Consider the following 17,303-nt stretch of genomic DNA (forward strand, 5'->3'; position numbering starts at 1 on the left):
TGCGAGTCGTTCAGCCTTCAATTAAGTTGAATGATGAACGACCGAGGAGGCCGTCATGCCCGCAGTGACCGTAGACAACCCCCTGACCCTGCCCCGGGTCGCGGCGCCCGCCGACGCGCGCCCCCGTCCGGCGCTCGGTGTCACCACCGCGCCCAGTGGCTTCGAGGGCGAGGGATTCCCGGTGCGGCGCGCCTTCGCCGGGATCGACTACCAGCACCTCGACCCGTTCATCATGATGGATCAGATGGGCGAGGTGGAGTACGCGCCGGGCGAGCCCAAGGGCACCCCCTGGCACCCCCACCGCGGCTTCGAGACCGTGACGTACCTCATCGACGGCACCTTCGTGCACCAGGACTCGCAGGGCGGCGGCGGCACGATCAACGACGGCGACACCCAGTGGATGACCGCGGGCTCCGGGCTGCTTCACATCGAGGCCCCGCCGGAGTCGCTGGTCATGTCCGGCGGTCTGTTCCACGGCCTCCAGCTGTGGGTGAACCTGCCGGGCAAGGACAAGATGATGCCGCCGCGCTACCAGGACATCGGTGGCGCCAAGGTCAAGCTGCTCACCTCCGCCGACGGCGGCGCGCTGCTGCGGGTGATCGCGGGCGACATCGACGGGCACCAGGGGCCGGGCATCACCCACACCCCGATCACCATGCTGCACGTCTCGCTGAACCCCGGCGCCGAGCTGACCCTGCCCTGGCGCCCGGACTTCAACGCGCTCGCCTACGGCCTCGCCGGGCGCGGCACGGCGGGCGCGGAGCAGCGGCCCTTCCGCACCGGGCAGACGGTGGTCTTCGGCGCCGGTGACGCGCTGACGATACGGGCGGACGCGGCCCAGGAGTCGCGCAGCCCCAACTTCGAGGTGGTGCTGCTCGGCGGGCAGCCGATCCGCGAGCCGATGATGCACTACGGCCCGTTCGTGATGAACACCCACGCCGAACTGGCCCAGGCCTTCGACGACTTCCGCGCCGGAAAGCTGGGCACGATACCGGCCGAGGACGAGTAGCCGGGGCGCACGGCTACGGCTGCGGCTGCGACTCCGGTGGGCGCTCGTGGAGTTCGTACCAGATGCACTTGCCGTCGCCGCGCGGGTCGACGCCCCAGGCGTCGGCCAGCATCTCCATCAGCATCAGCCCCCGCCCCGACGACGCGAGTTCGCCGGGGCGGCGGCGGTGCGGCAGCTCGTCGCTGCCGTCCGCGACGTCGAGCCGCAGCCGCCGCGATCCGCGCCGCCCGCTGACCTCGGCGACCAGCAGGGCGTCCCCGTCGGTGTGCACCAGGACGTTGGTGACCATCTCGGAGAGCAGCAGCACCGCCGACTCGACCTGGTCCGGGTCCGCCCAGTCGTGCAGCATGTCGCGCAGCTGCCTGCGGGCGCCCGCTATCCGCTCCGGCTCGGCCTGCGCGAGCGTGACCGCGGTACGCCGCACCGGCGCCGAACCCGGTCCGACCAGGCACACCTCCGCGTCCCGGCGGATCAGCAGCAGCGCTATGTCGTCCTCGCGGCGGTCGGCGAGCGGGCCGGTGGTGTGGTGCGAGGGCGGCCCGTGCACGGCCTGCACCAGGGCCTCGGCGAGCGCTTCCATGTCGTGCGGGCCATCCGTCGCGGTCGCCGGGTGCTCGAAGACCGACCGGATCCGGTCCCAGCCGGTCGTCAGGTCGTGGCCGCCGGTCTCGATCAGCCCATCGGTGCACATCAGCAGCGTCTCGCCGGGCTCCAGCACCACCCGGGTGGTGGGGTAGTCGCCCTCCGGGTCGACGCCCAGCGGCAGCCCGCCCGCGGTGGGGCGGATCATCATCGTGCCGTCGGCCAGCCGGACCGCCGGGTCCGGATGGCCCGCGCGGGCGATGTCCAGGGTGCCCGCGACCGGGTCCACCTCCATGTAGAGGCAGGTCGCGAACCGGGGGTCGTATCCCCCGTCCCCATTGGGGTCGGCGAGTCCGCACAGGAAGCGGGAGGCGCGGGCGAGCACCGCGTCCGGGTGGTGGCCCTCGGAGGCGTACGCCCGCACCGCGATCCGCAGCTGCCCCATGATCCCGGCGGCCCGGACGTCATGCCCCTGCACGTCGCCGATCACCAGGGCGGTGCGCCCCGAGGGCAGCGCGATCACGTCGTACCAGTCGCCGCCGACCTGGAGCCCGCCGCCGGTCGGCACGTAGCGCGCGGCCACCGTGAGCCCCGGGATGTCGGGCTTGGCGGCGGGCAGCATCGAGCGCTGGAGGCCGTCCGACAGCTCGCGCTCGGTCTCCTGGAGGGCCGCCCGGGACAGCGCCTGGGCCAGCATCCGCGCGATCGTGGTGAGCACCGAGCGCTCGTCGGGCGAGAACGCGACCGGGTGGGCGAATCCGGCCATCCACGCGCCGATGGTGCGGCCCGCGACGATCAGCGGCAGAAAGGCCCAGGAGCGGCGCTTCAGCGGCCGCATCCGGTGCCAGGCGGCGGGGAACCGGCCGCGGTACTCCTCGGGAGAGGGCAGGTAGACGGCCCGGCCGGTGCGGGCCACCTCGGCCGCCGGGTGGTCGGTGGCCACCGGCATGTCGGCGGACGGATGCTCGGTGTCCAGCCGGTGGCCGTGGTGGCCGATGAGCGAGATCCGGTCACCCTTGACGCCGAAGACGGCGAGCCCGTCCGGCGAGAAACCGGGCATGGACAGCCCGGCGGCCACCCGCAGCACCTCGGCGGTGGACATCGCCTCGGCCAGCGCCCGCCCGGCGTCCAGCAGGAACGCCTCGCGGTTGCGCCGCCAGTCGCCGGTGACCGGGGAGCGGCCCGCGGTGGTGCCCGGCAGCGGCTCGGGGACCTCCTGGAGCGTGCCGAGCATCAGCTGGCCGCCCTCGTCGTCGGGGTGGTCGACCGGCCGGGACCGGGTGCGCACGGTCCGCAGCACCTTGCCCTTCTCGTCCACGATGCGCATCAGGGCCTCGGCGAGGGTGCCCTCGGCCGCCGCCAGCATCACGATGGACTGCAGCTCCAGCCAGTCCGCCGGGTGGAAGCGGGCCCGGGCGGTGGACTCGGGGAGCGTGACCGCCTCGGCGGGCAGGCCCACCAGACGGGCCGCCTCGGCGTCGTAGGAGACGGCGCCCGAGACGCTGTCCCACCGCCACAGTCCGGTCGCTATGGCGGCCAGCAGGTCCTCGGTGCGCATTGCGCTACCTTATGGGCATTTTCCGCGCGCTTACCAGTGAAGGTCACGGCGCCGGTACGCTTGGCCGGAAGCTTAACGAGGGTACGCAACACTCCCCACCTGACGACTTGGATGAATGATGCATCGGTACCGGTCCCACACCTGTGGCCAGCTCCGCGCCGCTGACGTCGACACCGACGTTCGGCTCTCCGGCTGGCTGCACAATCGACGGAACCTGGGCGGCATCCTCTTCATCGATCTGCGCGACCACTACGGCCTGGTGCAGCTCGTCGTCCGGCCCGACACCGCCGCCAACGAGAAGCTCAGCTCGATCTCCAAGGAGAGCGTCGTCCGCGTCGACGGCCGGGTGATCGCCCGCGGCGCCGACAACGTCAACCCCGAGCTGCCCACCGGCGCGATCGAGGTCGAGGTCGCCGACGTCGAGGTGCTCGGCGCGGCCGACCCGCTGCCCTTCACCGTCTACCCGGAGGACGGGGTCGGCGAGGAGCGGCGCCTTGAGCACCGCTTCCTGGACCTGCGCCGGGAGCGGATGCACCGCAACATCATGCTGCGCTCCGCCGTGATCTCCGCGATCCGGCAGAAGATGACCGCGCAGGGCTTCAACGAGATGGCGACCCCGATCCTGTCCGCCACCTCCCCCGAGGGCGCGCGCGACTTCCTGGTCCCCTCCCGGCTGCACGCGGGCCGGTTCTACGCGCTGCCGCAGGCCCCGCAGCAGTTCAAGCAGCTGCTGATGATCGCGGGCTTCGACCGCTACTTCCAGATCGCGCCCTGCTTCCGCGACGAGGACGCCCGCGCCGACCGCTCGCCGGGCGAGTTCTACCAGCTCGACGTCGAGATGAGCTTCGTCGAGCAGGAGGACGTCTTCGAGGTCATCGAGAAGGTGATGACCGAGCTGTTCGAGGAGTTCGGCGGCGGCCGCCACGTCACCTCGCCGTTCCTTCGGATCCCGTTCCGCGAGGCGATGCTGAAGTACGGCTCTGACAAGCCGGACCTGCGCGCCAAGCTGGAACTGGTCGACGTCAGCCAGGTCTTCGCGGGCTCCGGCTTCAAGGCGTTCGCCGACAAGCACGTGCGCGCGCTGGCCGTGCCGGACACCGCCGAGCTGCCCCGGAAGTTCTTCGACCAGATGGGCGAGTTCGCGGTCGAGCAGGGCGCCAAGGGCCTCGCCTGGGTCCGGATCGGCGAGGACTCCAAGCTCACCGGGCCGATCGCCAAGTTCCTCACGGATGAGGACGTCGAGAAGCTGATCGCCGAAGTCGAGGGCAAGCCCGGCACGTCGGTCTTCTTCGGCGCGGGCGACTTCGACGAGGTCTCCAAGATCATGGGCGCCGTGCGCGTCGAGGCCGCCAAGCGGACCGGCCACTTCGAGGAGAACGTCTTCCGCTTCTGCTGGATCGTGGACTTCCCCATGTTCGAGCGGAACGAGGACACCGGCGAGATCGAGTTCTCCCACAACCCGTTCTCCATGCCGCAGGGCGGTCTGGACGCGCTGGAGAACCAGGACCCGCTGGACATCCTCGCGTGGCAGTACGACATCGTCTGCAACGGCACCGAGCTGTCGTCCGGCGCCATCCGGAACCACGAGCCGGACGTGATGTTCAAGGCGTTCGAGATCGCCGGATACTCCCGCGAGGACGTCGAGCGGGAATTCGGCGGCATGCTGCGCGCGTTCCACTTCGGGGCACCGCCGCACGGCGGCATCGCCCCCGGCGTCGACCGCATCGTCATGCTGCTCGCCGACGAGCCGAACATCCGCGAGACCATCGCGTTCCCGCTCAACGGCAACGCCCAGGACCTGCTGATGGGCGCGCCCAGCGAGGTGGAGGACGCCCGGCTGCGGGAGCTGCACCTGTCGGTGCGCAAGCCGCAGGTCAAGCAGGCCGAGAAGGGCGCCGGGAAGACGGAGAAGGGCGAGAAGGCTGAGCAGCCGGTTGAGGGGAAGGACGCCGAGTAACGGCGCGGACGGGACAGGAGATCCGCGCCCGGTGCGTATCCAGGGGCGGAGGACACAGTGAGGGTACGGATTCCGGCCGTTGCCACGGCGCTGCTCATCGCGGCGCTCGCGGGCTGCGCGGGTCCCGGGGACGGGTCCCGTAAGCACACCACGGACGACGCCAAGGGCACCGCGGACGCCAAGGGCTCCGCGGGCCGCTCCGGCGCGGCGGGCGCGCCCACGGGGACGCAGAGCCCCGCCGGGCGGCCCGCCCCCGCCGAGCGGGCGGGCGACCTGCCCGGGCTCGGGCCGCGCACCCGCGCCGACGTGCCCCGGGACGCCGAGCAGGTCGTGGTCGTCACCGGCAGTGGCCGGGACGCGACCCGTTCCTCCGTCGTGCTCTACGAGCGCTCCGCGGCGGGCGGGACGACCGGCGACCGGGAGGGCGACGCCGGAGGCGGCCCCGTCTGGCGGGCCGGGCCCTCCTGGAAGGCGCACAACGCCGCCCGAGGCTGGACCGACCACCACCGGCAGGGCGACCTCCGCTCCCCGACCGGCGTCTTCCGCCTGTCCGATGGGGGCGGGAAGCTGCCCGATCCGGGCACCAAGCTCACCTACGACCACGCCGTCCAGGGCTTCACCATCAGCGGCACCGGCGCCGAGGGCGAGCCGCTGGCCGGGGCCTTCGACTACGTCGTGGCGATCAACTACAACCGCGAGGCCGGGACCTCCCCGCGCGACTGGACCAGGCCGCTGGGCGACGACCGGGGCGGCGGCATCTGGTTCCACGTCGACCACAACGGGCCCACCCAGGGCTGCATCAGCCTCTCCAGGGCGCATATGCGGACGCTGCTGCGCACCCTCGACCCCGACCGCCACCCGGTCGTGGTGATGGGGCCGGAGGACTCGCTGGCCCGCTGACTCTGTCCCGGCCGACTTTGGCTCGTTGACGCCGTTCCCACAGGCGTCGCATCCGGGTGTCGCGAGGCGGAGTGTCGCCGCATCCGGTTCAGGGCGCCGAGCGCCCGTATCGCTGTCGGTATCGCCGAGATGATGCGAACGTGCGTTCTTTTGTTCGCTGGTCGGGGTGATGGCCGTGGGATCGGGGGACGTGTGTGCTGCTGTCGTACGTATGGTCCTTCAGAGAGTTCGGGAGGGCGCGTCGTCCCGGTCGGGGTCGTGAGGGGGCGAGATGGCACACGTGGGGGTGGCTGCGGAGGGCGGGCATGCGCGGTACACCTACCGGCTGCGCGTGTCTTCCACCGCTCGCACCGCCCTGGTGGCGGAGTGGGACCGGTGCCGCTGGGTGTGGAACGAATGTGTCGCCAAGGCGAAGGCCGTGTACCTGCACAACAAGTCCACCGGTCAGAAGGCCACGTGCGGCCCGGCTCAGCTCGACAGGATGCTGACCGAAGCGAGGCGGAGGACGCCGTGGCTGCGTGAGGGCTCCTCGGTTCCTCAGCAGCAGATCATCCGCGACTTCGGCCGCTCCCGCGCCAAGGCGCACAAGGACATCCGCGCAGGCCTGCCCATGGCGCGCCGGGCCGGGATGCCGAAGTGGAAATCCAAGCGCGAGGCGCTGCCGACCCTCAACTACACCCGGCGCGGGTTCCGGTTGAAAGACGGCCGACTGCATCTGGCGGGCGGCATCGTCGTGGTGGTGGTGTGGTCGCGGGAACCGCCGGGTGAGCCGTCCTCGGTTCGTGTGTACCAGGACAGTCTCGGGCACTGGTACTGCTCCTTCGTCGTGGTCGCCCAGGTACAGCCCATGCGGAGAACGGGTCGCGTACTCGGTGTCGACTGGGGCGTGAAGGAGACCGCGACCACCACGTCCGACGCGCACGACCTGCCGAACGCCGGGTACGGCAGGAAGGCCCAGGCGAAGCTGACCCGGTACGACCGGATGATGGCCCGCCGCAGGCCGAAGAAGGGGCAACCGGCGTCGAAGGGCTACCGCGAGGCGAAGAGCCCGCAAGGCCGCTGACGCCGCCATCGGCGCCACCAAGGCCGCTCTGGTGGCCATGGGCCGCAAACATGGGCGGGACATCCGCCTTGTCCACCCCGCGTACACCACGATGGACTGCGCGCACTGCGATGCGAGAGCCAAGCATCGCCTGCCGCTGGGTGAGCGCACCTACACCTGCGCCGTGTGCGGAACCGTGTCCTCGAGGGACAAGAACTCCGCACGCGTGATGCTTCTCCGGGCTGGTCTCAACCCGGCTGGTGCTGATGGCGGAAGACCTCTTGGAGCGCTGCTCCAAGAGGCGGCCTGAGCCAGGAGTCCCCTCCCTCCGGGAGGGGAGGATTCAAAGCAAGCACCCATGCCGTTGACAGGTTGCGGCCCTAGTGTCCCCTGCCATGACCGAACCCCAGAAGAACACCCCCGCGAACGGGCGGGACATGACGAGGCGCCGGGTCGTCGTGGCGGGCGGCGCCGTGGTCGCGGCAGCCGGTGTGGGCACCATCGCCGCCACCACCGCCTCGGCCTCCCCCGACGGCTCCACCTCCGCCGCCTCCCCTTCGGCGTCGGCCTCCTCCTCGTCCCAGGAGGTCTGCTACCGGCTCACCTCGGAGACCACCGAGGGTCCGTACTACATCGACGCCGACAAGATCAGAAAGAACATCACGGAGGGCAAGGAGGGCATCCCGATGACCCTCCGGCTCAAACTCATCGACTCCGTCACCTGTAAACCGCTCGCGAAAGCGGCCGTCGACATCTGGCACTGCGACGCGCTCGGGCTCTACTCCGGCTACGAGGACTCCAGCAGCGGCGGCGGCACCCCGCCGACCGGAGCCCCGCCCACCGGTACGCCGACCGGGGAGCCCACCGGCACCCCGCCCACCGGAGCCCCGCCCGGCGGCGGCCACCAGGACCCGACCGACGACAAGCGGTATCTGCGCGGCACCCAGCTCACCGACCGGCACGGCTTCGTCGAGTTCACCACCGTCTTCCCCGGCTGGTACCGGGGCCGGTGCGTGCACATCCACACCAAGGTGCACGTGGACGGCAAGCTGACCGACTCCGGCTACGAGGGCGGCCACGCCTGCCACACCGGGCAGCTCTTCTTCGCCGAGGAGGCCGTGCTCGACTCCGCCGAGGTGGCGCCGTACAGCACCAGCACCACCCCGCGCACCACCCTCGACGAGGACGGCATCTACCCGGGCAACGGGGCCGAGGGCGGTCTGCTGAAGCTCCAGTACCGCAAGGGGAAGATCGCCAAGGGCGTCGTCGGCTCGCTCACCCTCGGGGTCGACCCCGACGCGACCAACGACGGCACCGGCATGTGACGGCGGCCCCCGGGGAGCTCGTGGGGGGCTCTCCGGGGGTTCCGCGTGCGTATTGATCAGCGCGTATCAGCGCGGGAAGAGGTCGGTCAGCCGCCGGTCCACGCCGCACGGCTCGCCCCGTTGCGCGCGGGCGGCCCGGTGTACGGCGCGCAGCAGGCGGCGGGGTGTGGTGCGGTGCTGCCACAGCACCGCCCGTACGCCGTACTCCATCACCGTCAGCAGCTCCGCCTCGCGCAGCTCGCCCGCGACCAGCACCACCCGCTGCCGTCCGCCCCGTACCAGGTGGCGCAGCTCGGCGCCGGCGCGGGCGTCGAGGCGTTCGGCGAGCATGACGGCCACCGTGCCGGTCTGGTGCGTCAGCTCGACGCCCGGCTGCTGATCCAGATGGCGGACGACCCCGGCCCGCGCGAGCGGATCGGGGCCGTGGACCGACACCGTGACACATGGGTCCGGCACTGGGTTCCTCGACTTCCCTGCGGAGGTTTCCTCCACAGGGAAGTCGCGCGGGCTAAACGTACGGTTGCCGAACGATCGACGCCGCCGTCACTACTTGGCCTTGGGCTCCGTGGGCTCCTCGGCCGCCACCGGCTCCTCCGTACCGCCGAAGCGCTCCCGGTAGGACTCCAGGTCGTCTTCGGTGATCTTCGCGAAGAGCACCGGCGGCACCGTGAAGGCCGTGCCCGCCGGGACCGAGGACAGCGCCCTGGCCTCCTCCTGGCCGACCCACCGCGCGGTGTCCCCGGCCAGCGCGAACGCCGACCGCATGGCCGCCGCCGACGCCGGGATGAAGGGTTCCGAGACGATCGCGTAGAGGTGGATCAGGTTCATCGCCGTGCGGAGGGTGAGCGCCGCGGCCTCCTGGTCGGCCTTGATCTCCAGCCAGGGGGCCTTCTCCTCCAGGTAGGAGTTGCCCGCGCTCCACAGGGCGCGCAGCGCGGCCGCCGCCTTGCGGAACTGGAGCGCGTCCATGTGCTCCTCGTACTCCGCGAGCAGCCGCGCGATCTCTTCGCCGAGGCGCTCCTCGGCCTCCCCCGCGGCCTTGCCCGCAGGGACCTCGTCGCCGAACCGCTTACGGGAGAACGACAGCACCCGGTTGACGAAGTTGCCGAGGGTGTCCGCGAGGTCCTTGTTGACCGTGGCGGTGAAGTGCTCCCAGGTGAAGGAGGTGTCGTCGGACTCGGGCGCGTTCGCCATCAGGAAGTAGCGCCAGTAGTCGGCGGGCAGCACCTCCAGCGCGGCGTCCGTGAAGACCCCGCGCTTCTGCGACGTGGAGAACTTGCCGCCGTAGTACGTCAGCCAGTTGAAGGCCTTGACGACGTCGACCTTCTTCCAGGCGTCCCGGGTGCCGAGCAGGGTGGCCGGGAACATCACCGTGTGGAACGGGACGTTGTCCTTCGCCATGAACTCGGTGTAGCGGACGGTCGTGTCCACGTCGTACCACCACGACTTCCAGTCGCGCTGCGCCGGGTCGCGGTCCGCCCACTCCTTGGTCGCGCCGATGTACTCGATCGGGGCGTCGAACCATACGTAGAAGACCTTGCCCTCGGCCGCCAGCTCCGGCCAGGTGTCCGCCGGGACCGGAACGCCCCAGTCCAGGTCGCGGGTGATCGCGCGGTCCTGGAGCCCCTCCGTCAGCCACTTGCGGGCGATGGAGGACGCGAGCGTGGGCCAGTCCTTCCCGCGCTCCTCGACCCAGGCGCCGACCTCCTCGGCCAGCTTCGACTGGAGCAGGAACAGGTGCTTGGTCTCCCGGATCTCCAGATCGCTGCTGCCGCTGATCGCGGAGCGGGCGTCGATGAGGTCGGTGGGGTCCAGCACCCGGGTGCAGTTCTCGCACTGGTCGCCGCGGGCCCGGTCGTAGCCGCAGTGCGGGCAGGTGCCCTCGATGTAGCGGTCGGGGAGGAAGCGGTCGTCGGCGATCGAGAAGACCTGGCGGATCGAGCGCTCCTCGATGAAGCCGTTCGCCTTCAGCTCGCGCGCGATCCGCTGGGTGATCTCGACGTTCTGCGGGGAGGAGCTGCGGCCGAAGTAGTCGAAGGCCAGGCCGAAGCCGTCGTAGATCGCCTTCTGCGCGTCGTGCTGCTGCGCGCAGAACACGTCCACCGGCAGCCCGGCCTCCTTGGCGGCCAGCTCGGCCGGGGTGCCGTGCTCGTCGGTCGCGCAGATGTACAGCACGTCGTGGCCGCGCTGGCGCATATAGCGGGCGTAGACGTCGGCCGGGAGCATGGACCCCACCATGTTGCCCAGGTGCTTGATCCCGTTGATGTAGGGAAGGGCGCTGGTGATGAGGTGTCGAGCCATTGCAGGCTGCTCCCAAGTCGGTACGGTGGGTGACTTTCGGCCTGCCGCGCGGGCGGCGACGGCCGCCCATATCGTATCTGAGCAGTGAGGGCCACCCGCGCGGTATTCCGGTGCGCGGACGGCCCTCGTCTGTGTGCTGTGTCTGCCTTACTTGAGCACGCCCGCGGCCCGGGCGCTCTCCAGCCACCCCGGGAACGCCTTCAGCAGCTCCTCGTACAGCTCGGCGTCGGCCAGCGACCGGGGGTCGAGACCGGCGTGGAAGAACGCCGCGTTGTCGAGCGCCCGCTTCTCCGGGACGGCGAGGGCCGGGGAGGTGCCGAGCTTACGGAGGAAGTCGAACCCCTTCGCCTCGGGGTCGCCGAACCCGACGAACTGCCAGAACAGCGGCAGCCCCGCCGCCTCGCACAGCGCCTTCTCGGCCGCCGCCTTGCCGGTGGGCGCGCCGTCCGTCTGGAAGACCACCAGGGCGGGGTCCTTCGTGCCGGACGCCTTGTAGTGCTCGATCACCGCTTCGACGGCCCGGTGGTAGTTCGTCCGCCCCATGTGCCCGAGCGAGGCGTGCAGCTCCTCGACGCGGCCCTGGTGGTCGTCCACGCCGATCTCGGCGGTGCCGTCGATGTCCGTCGAGAAGAACACGATGGGCAGGGTGCCGCTGTCGTTGACGCTCGCGGAGAGGGCGAGCGTCTGCTCGGCGAAGTGCTGGACGGTGCCGTCCTTGAAGTAGTTCCGCATCGAGCCCGAGCGGTCCAGTACGAGGTAGACGACGGCACGCGTGCCGCCCAGCCCGCGCCCCGCCAGGGCGCCGGACGCGGCGGCCCCCATCCCGGCCAGCGGCCCCCCGAGCGCGGCGGCAGCGGCGGGCTCCGGTGCGACGTCGGTCGTGACGTCGGCGGGGGTGATGACCTCGCCCGCGACGGCGGCGGCCACGTCGGGCTCGGCCTGGGCGGCCTTGTCGTCGGCGCTCGCGGCGGCCACCTCCGGCTCGGCCTGGGCGGCCTTGTCGTCGGCCTTCGCCACGGGCTCGCTCTCGGCGTCCGCCTCTGCCCTGGCGTCGTCGGCCGGGGCGTCTTCGGCGTCCGCAGTCGCGGCAGGCGTGCTGTCGGGCGTGGTGGCGGCGGCTTCTGCCACCGGGGCGGCCGAGGGCTGGGGCTCCGGGGCGACGTCCGTTGTGACGTCGGCCGGGGTAACGACGTCGCCTGCGACGGCGGCGGCCACGTCGGGCTCGGCCTGGGCGTCCTCGGCGGACGCGGCGGCCACGGGCTCGGGGGCGTTGTCAGCGGGGGCTTCTGCCGCTGCGGTCGGCTGGTCGTCTGCCGTGGCGGTCGCTGCCGGGGCGGGCGTTGCTTCCGCGCTGGCGCTCTCGGCCTCGGCGTCCGCCGACGTCGCGGCTTCCGCTGCCGGGGTCGGCTCGTCGGCGGCTTCGGCTGTCACCGGCTCGGGTGCTGCGTCGGTGCTGGCGGTCGGCTCGGGCTGGGCCTCGGTCGTGGCGGTGTCGGCCTGGACGGGCTTGGCGTCGGCGTTCGCCACTGGCTCGCTGTCGGCTACCGCTTCGGCCTTGGCGTCGTCCGCCGGAGCGTCCTCGGCGGCCGTGGGGGCGGCTTCCGCTGCCGGGGTCGGCTCGTCGTTGGCGGTGGGCGTGGCCTCTGCCTGCTCGGTCGGGGCGGCCACGGGCTCGCTCTCGGCGGCCGTCTTCGCCTCGGCGTCCTCGTCCGCGGACGTGGGCTGCGTCTCGGCCGGGGACTTGGGCTGGTCCTTTGGGGCCTTGGGGGTGGCGGGGGTGCCCAGGATTTCGTCCAGGGTCTTCAGGGGCTCGGCCAGAGCCGGGTCGTGGGCGGGTTCTTCCGGCGCCGGGTCGGGCTTCGGCTCGGGAGCCGACTCCGACTCGGATTGGGGGGCCGGGACAACTGCCGCCTCCGGCGCAGCGGAATCGTCCACCCGGGTGTCTCGGGAGCGTCCGAATACTTTGCGCAGTAGGTCCCGTATGCCCATGGGAGATACCTCTCACGTGTTCGAGTGCGGTGCATGACGGCGCATGACCGTGGTGTCGAAAGGCTAGCGGTCCCACCGGCTGGTTTCGGTCGCCGATTCCGGTCGCCCGTCGTTCACCTTCGGTTCACGGTGCGGTCGTCGTTGTGCGGTTCTACACGCCTAGCTTCGCGGCCAAAGGATTCCGACGTCATGTCGGCGGGGGCCGCCACGATGTGACGTCCTACGGAGGGGAAGTCGTGCCCAAGCTCCTGCCGCTCATCAGCTCACATCCGGGCGGTCGTTCCGCACTGACCTGCCGGTACCGCTGTGGTGACGCCTGTTTCCACGAGACGCCGAACACGAGTGACAACGCCTACGTGGGGGACGTCATCGCGGGCGCCCTGTCGCGCCGTTCGCTGATGCGGGCGAGTGCCGTGGTGACCGTCGCGGCCGCGACCGGGGTCGCGGCCGTGGGGCAGGCGCCCCGGGCCGAGGCCGCGCCGGGCAAGCCGGACCCCAAGGGCAAGCCCGCCCGTGGGCTGCGCTTTCCCACGGTCGCGCCGAACACGAAGGACGCGGTGGTCATCCCCGGGGGACATGACCAGAACCTTGTCATCCGCTGGGGCGACCCGATCCTCCGCGGCGCTCCCGCCTTCGACCCGGACAACCAGTCGGCGAAGGCCCAGGCGGGCCAGTTCGGCTACAACAACGACTACATGGCCGTGCTGGACGTCCCGCACGAGCGCGACCGCCAGGTGCTGGTGGTCAACCATGAGTACACCGACGAGGTGCTGATGTTCGCGGGGTACGACGCGGACAACCCCACCCGGGAGCAGGCCGAGATCGGCTGGGCGGCGCACGGGCTGTCGGTCGTGGTGGCGGAGGAGCACCGTAAGGACGGCAGGCTGACGGCCATGTCGCGGCACCAGCTCAACCGGCGGATCACCGCGACGACGCCGTTCGAGGTGACGGGCCCGGCGGCGGGCGGCAAGCTGCTGCGCACCTCGGCGGACCCGTCCGGCAAGCGCGTCCTCGGCACGCTGAACAACTGCGGTGGCGGCATCACCCCGTGGGGCACCGTCCTGTCGGGCGAGGAGAACTTCAACCAGTACTTCGCCAACGCCGACAAGGCCCCCGACGCGACCTCTAAGGCGCGCCTGAAGCGCTACGGCTTCGAGGAGGGCGCCTCCGAGCGCAAGTGGGAGCGTTTCGACGACCGCTTCGACGTGGCGAAGGAGCCCAACGAGCCGAACCGGTTCGGCTGGGTCATCGAGGTGGACCCGTTCGACCCGGACTCCACCCCGCGCAAGCTCACCGCGCTGGGCCGCTTCAAGCACGAGGCCGCCGAGCCGCGCCTGACGACCGACGGCCGCCCGGTGCTCTACATGGGCGACGACGAGAAGTTCGACTACTTCTACAAGTTCGTGTCGGCCAAGCGCATGATGAAGGGCGGCAGCCGCACCGCCCGCGAGCACAACCGCACGCTGCTGGACGAGGGCACGCTGTACGTCGCCAAGTTCACCGGTGACAGCCCGGCGAAGGAGATCGATGGCTCCGGGAAGCTGCCCGACGACGGCGAGTTCGACGGTTCCGGCGATTGGATACCGCTGGCGACCGGCGACACCTCGCACGTGGACGGGATGACGGCCGAGGAGGTGTACGTCTTCACGCGGATCGCCGCCGACAAGGTGGGCGCGACGAAGATGGACCGCCCCGAGGACGTCGAGCCGAGCCCGCGCACCGGCCGGGTCTACATCGCGCTGACGAACAACACCGACCGAGGCAAGGACGGCAAGGCGCCGGTCGACGAGGCCAACCCGCGCAACGGCAACAAGCACGGCCAGATCCTGGAGCTGACCGAGCGCCGCAACAACCCGGGCTCCAAGAGCTTCAACTGGCGGCTGTTCCTGGTGTGCGGCGACCCGGAGGACCCGAGCACCTACTTCGGCGGCTTCCCGAAGGACCAGGTCAGCCCGATCTCCTGCCCGGACAACCTCACCTTCGACGCGTTCGGCAACCTCTGGATCTCCACCGACGGCAACGCGCTCGGCAACCACGACGGGCTGTTCGGGGTGGCGACGGCGGGGGGCAGGCGCGGTGAGGTGCGGCAGTTCCTGACCGTCCCGAACGGCGCCGAGACCTGCGGCCCGATCGTGCAGGACCGGCGGGTGCTGGTCGCGGTGCAGCACCCGGGCGAGCTGGACGGGGCGAGCGTCGAGAAGCCCGCGTCCACGTGGCCGGAGGGGCCGGGCACGCTGGTCCGCCCGTCGGTGGTCAGCGTCTGGCGGCGCGACGGCGGCGACATCGGCGCCTGACTACCGCTCAGCGAACGACCCCTGGTGCCCGCATGGGCCCAGGGGCCGTTCGCGAGATCCGATTTGGTGATTACGCCGTAGGGGAAGAGCATTTCGGGACCCCTTGGCGGGGAGCGAGGGGAGATACGGGGAAGTACGACGGGGACGGGGAAATCATGACGAGGACCGGATTGCTGGACAGTCCGCTCGCGCTCATGGACACCACGATGGACCAGCTCCGCACGCTGGTCGTGGTCCATGAGACCGGTACGGCGCTGGGCGCCGCCCGGGCGCTGGGGCGGGAACAGGCCAGTGTGCAAAAGCAGCTCGACACCATGAACCGCAACTTCTCCGAGCTGTGCGGCGAGCCTCTGGTGCTCAAGCAGGGGCGCGGCAAGGATGTGCTGTTCACCGGCACGGGCGAGGCGCTCGTCGCCTTGGCGGGGGAAACGCTGGGTGACTGGCTGGACGGCATCCACGGCTCCCGCCGTCGCCTCGGCCGGAGCCTGATGGTGGGCACCACGCGCCTGACGCTCGGCTATCTCGCGAGCGCCCGGGAGCGGGTCGCCGGGGAATTCCGGGAACGCGGGATCGACCTCAGGGTCGGCCATGTGCGGACCCGGGACGTGCTGGCCAAACTGCGCGCCAAGGAAATCGATCTGGTGTGCGGAAGTGTGGTGACCGAGCCGGGGACCCAGCCCACCGAACTCGACGCCTTCGACGTGATGGAGTGGCGGCGCAGCGCGGTGTCGCTGGTGACCAATCTGCCGGTGGACGAACTGCCAGGACCGGCCGTCGAGCGCGGCGAACTGGCCACGCTGCCGCTGGTGGTCTCGGCGGGCGGGGTGATGGCCGGGGTGCTGCACGCCTGGTTCGGCGCCGGTTACCGGGACACCCTGCGCATCGCCGCCGAGATCGACAACGTCAACTACGGCTTCGAGCTGCTGCGTTCGGGGGTGGTGCGCGGCTGCATGCTGGTCACCGGGGGCGTCGCGGACGCGGCGGGCGACCCGCGGGCGGCGTACGCGCGGGGCTTGCGCGCCGTCGAACTGGCCCATGACACCGGGCCGAAGCTGGAGGTGCTGCTGGGCGCCTTCACCCGGCGCGGGGAGCGCGCGGGGTACCGCGCCGACCATCCGCTCAACCTGCTGTGGAACGCGCTGGAGGCGGAGAAGGAGCGGTGGCGGCGCGAGCCGCACGGCCCCGGCGAGGCCCCGGCCCAGGACCCCTTCGAACTGGCCACCGCGGACGACCCGGACGCCCTCTAGCCCGCGTGCAGGTCCAGGTCGACCAGCAGCGCCCGGTGGTCGGTGTTCCCCAGGTCCAGGAAGCGGGCGGTACGCGGCCGCAGCGCGTCGCTGACCAGCACGTGGTCGATCTGCGCGCCCAGCACCGGGCTCGTGGTGCTCGGCCAGCTCGGCGTCCGGGACAGCCCGGTGGCCCGTGCGCTGTCCCGCATCCCGGTGTCCAGGAGGTCCCGGAAGGCGGCGTGGTCCTGGGTCGCGTTGAAGTCGCCCGCGATCAGCGTGGGGGCGTCGCCGCGCCCGGCCGCGTACGTACGCAGCCGCCCCAGTTCGGTGCGCCACACGTCCAGCTGCCCCGGCATCGGCGGCATCGGGTGCGCGACCTGGAGCCGCAGCCGTACGCCCGCGATCCGCGCGACCGCGCCCGGCATCGACAGCTCGCCGGACACGCCCCGCGCCTTCTCCAGCGGGAAGGCGCTGAGGATCGCCGAGCCCTCGGCCGGGCTGCCGGTGACGATCTCCCGGTACGGATACGCCTTACGGACGGCCGCCGAGCCGAGCGCGTCCGCGCAGTGGACGTCGCACTCCTGGACGGACACCACGTCCGGCCGCTCCCGGCGCAGCGCGGCCAGCAGCCCGTCCGTGGCCTGGCCGAACTCCAGGTTCGCGCTGAGCACCCGCAGCTGAGCGGCGACCGGGCCGCGCGGCGCGGGCGCCGGGCCGGGGTCGTACGGCTGGATGAACCAGCCGGTCACCGCGGCGCTCAGCAGCGCCCAGCCGCACCCCAGCGGCCAGCGCGCGGCCACGCTGAGCAGCAGCCCCAGCAGGGCGGGGACCAGCAGCCAGGGCAGAAAGGCCAGCAGCTGCGGTACGGGGGTGACGCCATCGGTGCCCACGGCCCGGCACCCCAGTACGACGCTCACCCCGCCGAGCAGCGCCACCGCCCACCAGGCCGCCCCCCGCCCCCGTTCGGGAAGCCGCACAAGGCGCCGTGCGGGCGCGCGCTCGGCGGCACGGTCCGTAGCGACGGTCGTCTCCACGCGGGGGCCTCTCGTTCGGGGAGCGGACCCTCATTGTCCCGCAGCCCCGAACCGGGCCCGGCCGAAACCCTGTTGACGGTATG

Annotated in this window: 11 protein-coding genes and 1 pseudogene; 7 read left to right on the plus strand and 5 right to left on the minus strand. The window is 71.6% G+C overall.

What is annotated here, in order from left to right:
- Positions 1–55: 55 nt before the first annotated feature.
- Complete coding sequence (locus ACFV9T_RS29705) at positions 56–1,009, plus strand: pirin family protein (protein WP_385445515.1); 954 nt, start codon at positions 56–58, stop codon at positions 1,007–1,009.
- 13 nt (positions 1,010–1,022) lie between these two features.
- On the opposite strand, the gene ACFV9T_RS29710 is transcribed toward ACFV9T_RS29705, so the two are convergent.
- The gene (locus ACFV9T_RS29710; RefSeq protein ID WP_385445516.1) at positions 1,023–3,149 is read right to left on the minus strand and encodes a SpoIIE family protein phosphatase; all 2,127 of its coding nucleotides are present in this window, start codon (positions 3,147–3,149) and stop codon (positions 1,023–1,025) included.
- 118 nt (positions 3,150–3,267) lie between these two features.
- On the opposite strand from ACFV9T_RS29710, the gene aspS reads away from it, so the two are divergent.
- The 4 genes and pseudogenes from aspS to ACFV9T_RS29730 all read left to right on the plus strand — a co-directional run bounded on the left by aspS (position 3,268) and on the right by ACFV9T_RS29730 (position 8,373).
- Positions 3,268–5,106, plus strand: a complete 1,839-nt coding sequence (aspS, locus tag ACFV9T_RS29715) for an aspartate--tRNA ligase (protein ID WP_385445550.1) — start codon at positions 3,268–3,270, stop codon at positions 5,104–5,106.
- A gap of 57 nt (positions 5,107–5,163) precedes the next feature.
- Positions 5,164–6,006 carry a L,D-transpeptidase family protein gene (locus ACFV9T_RS29720; protein ID WP_385445517.1) on the plus strand — a complete coding sequence of 281 codons (843 nt, stop codon included), beginning with the start codon at positions 5,164–5,166 and terminating at the stop codon, positions 6,004–6,006.
- Positions 6,007–6,277: 271 nt separating this feature from the next.
- Positions 6,278–7,358, plus strand: a pseudogene (locus ACFV9T_RS29725) (RNA-guided endonuclease InsQ/TnpB family protein).
- Positions 7,359–7,443: 85 nt separating this feature from the next.
- Positions 7,444–8,373, plus strand: a complete 930-nt coding sequence (locus ACFV9T_RS29730) for an intradiol ring-cleavage dioxygenase (RefSeq protein ID WP_385445518.1) — start codon at positions 7,444–7,446, stop codon at positions 8,371–8,373.
- A 66-nt stretch (positions 8,374–8,439) separates the two neighbouring features.
- Here the strand turns inward: ACFV9T_RS29730 and ACFV9T_RS29735 are convergent, their stop codons facing one another.
- From ACFV9T_RS29735 to ACFV9T_RS29745, 3 genes are all read right to left on the minus strand, one after another.
- The gene (locus tag ACFV9T_RS29735; RefSeq protein ID WP_385445519.1) at positions 8,440–8,829 is read right to left on the minus strand and encodes a DNA-binding response regulator; all 390 of its coding nucleotides are present in this window, start codon (positions 8,827–8,829) and stop codon (positions 8,440–8,442) included.
- 90 nt (positions 8,830–8,919) lie between these two features.
- Complete coding sequence (metG, locus tag ACFV9T_RS29740; RefSeq protein WP_385445520.1) at positions 8,920–10,674, minus strand: methionine--tRNA ligase; 1,755 nt, start codon at positions 10,672–10,674, stop codon at positions 8,920–8,922.
- Positions 10,675–10,821: 147 nt separating this feature from the next.
- Entirely contained in the window at positions 10,822–12,609 is a 1,788-nt protein-coding gene (locus ACFV9T_RS29745; RefSeq protein WP_385445521.1) for a VWA domain-containing protein, read from the minus strand.
- A 290-nt stretch (positions 12,610–12,899) separates the two neighbouring features.
- Here ACFV9T_RS29745 and ACFV9T_RS29750 point away from each other — a divergent pair, with 290 nt between their 5' ends.
- Positions 12,900–14,957 carry a PhoX family protein gene (locus tag ACFV9T_RS29750; RefSeq protein ID WP_385445522.1) on the plus strand — a complete coding sequence of 686 codons (2,058 nt, stop codon included), beginning with the start codon at positions 12,900–12,902 and terminating at the stop codon, positions 14,955–14,957.
- A 155-nt stretch (positions 14,958–15,112) separates the two neighbouring features.
- Complete coding sequence (locus ACFV9T_RS29755; RefSeq protein WP_385445523.1) at positions 15,113–16,204, plus strand: LysR family transcriptional regulator; 1,092 nt, start codon at positions 15,113–15,115, stop codon at positions 16,202–16,204.
- Here ACFV9T_RS29755 and ACFV9T_RS29760 read toward each other — a convergent pair.
- The gene (locus ACFV9T_RS29760; RefSeq protein WP_385445524.1) at positions 16,201–17,220 is read right to left on the minus strand and encodes an endonuclease/exonuclease/phosphatase family protein; all 1,020 of its coding nucleotides are present in this window, start codon (positions 17,218–17,220) and stop codon (positions 16,201–16,203) included. The genes ACFV9T_RS29755 and ACFV9T_RS29760 overlap by 4 nt on opposite strands.
- Between the last annotated feature and the right edge of the window lie 83 nt (positions 17,221–17,303).

The organism is Streptomyces sp. NPDC059850 (assembly GCF_042731515.1).
Classification (GTDB): domain Bacteria; phylum Actinomycetota; class Actinomycetes; order Streptomycetales; family Streptomycetaceae; genus Streptomyces.

What these genes read in the sequence shown, in the direction of transcription:
- ACFV9T_RS29755 (WP_385445523.1), top strand. Translation starts at nt 15,113, where the DNA reads ATGACGAGGACCGGATTGCTGGACAGTCCGCTCGCGCTCATGGACACC.
- ACFV9T_RS29730 (WP_385445518.1), top strand. Translation starts at nt 7,444, where the DNA reads ATGACCGAACCCCAGAAGAACACCCCCGCGAACGGGCGGGACATGACG.
- aspS (WP_385445550.1), top strand. Translation starts at nt 3,268, where the DNA reads ATGCATCGGTACCGGTCCCACACCTGTGGCCAGCTCCGCGCCGCTGAC.
- ACFV9T_RS29710 (WP_385445516.1), bottom strand. Translation starts at nt 3,149, where the DNA reads ATGCGCACCGAGGACCTGCTGGCCGCCATAGCGACCGGACTGTGGCGG.
- metG (WP_385445520.1), bottom strand. Translation starts at nt 10,674, where the DNA reads ATGGCTCGACACCTCATCACCAGCGCCCTTCCCTACATCAACGGGATC.
- ACFV9T_RS29705 (WP_385445515.1), top strand. Translation starts at nt 56, where the DNA reads ATGCCCGCAGTGACCGTAGACAACCCCCTGACCCTGCCCCGGGTCGCG.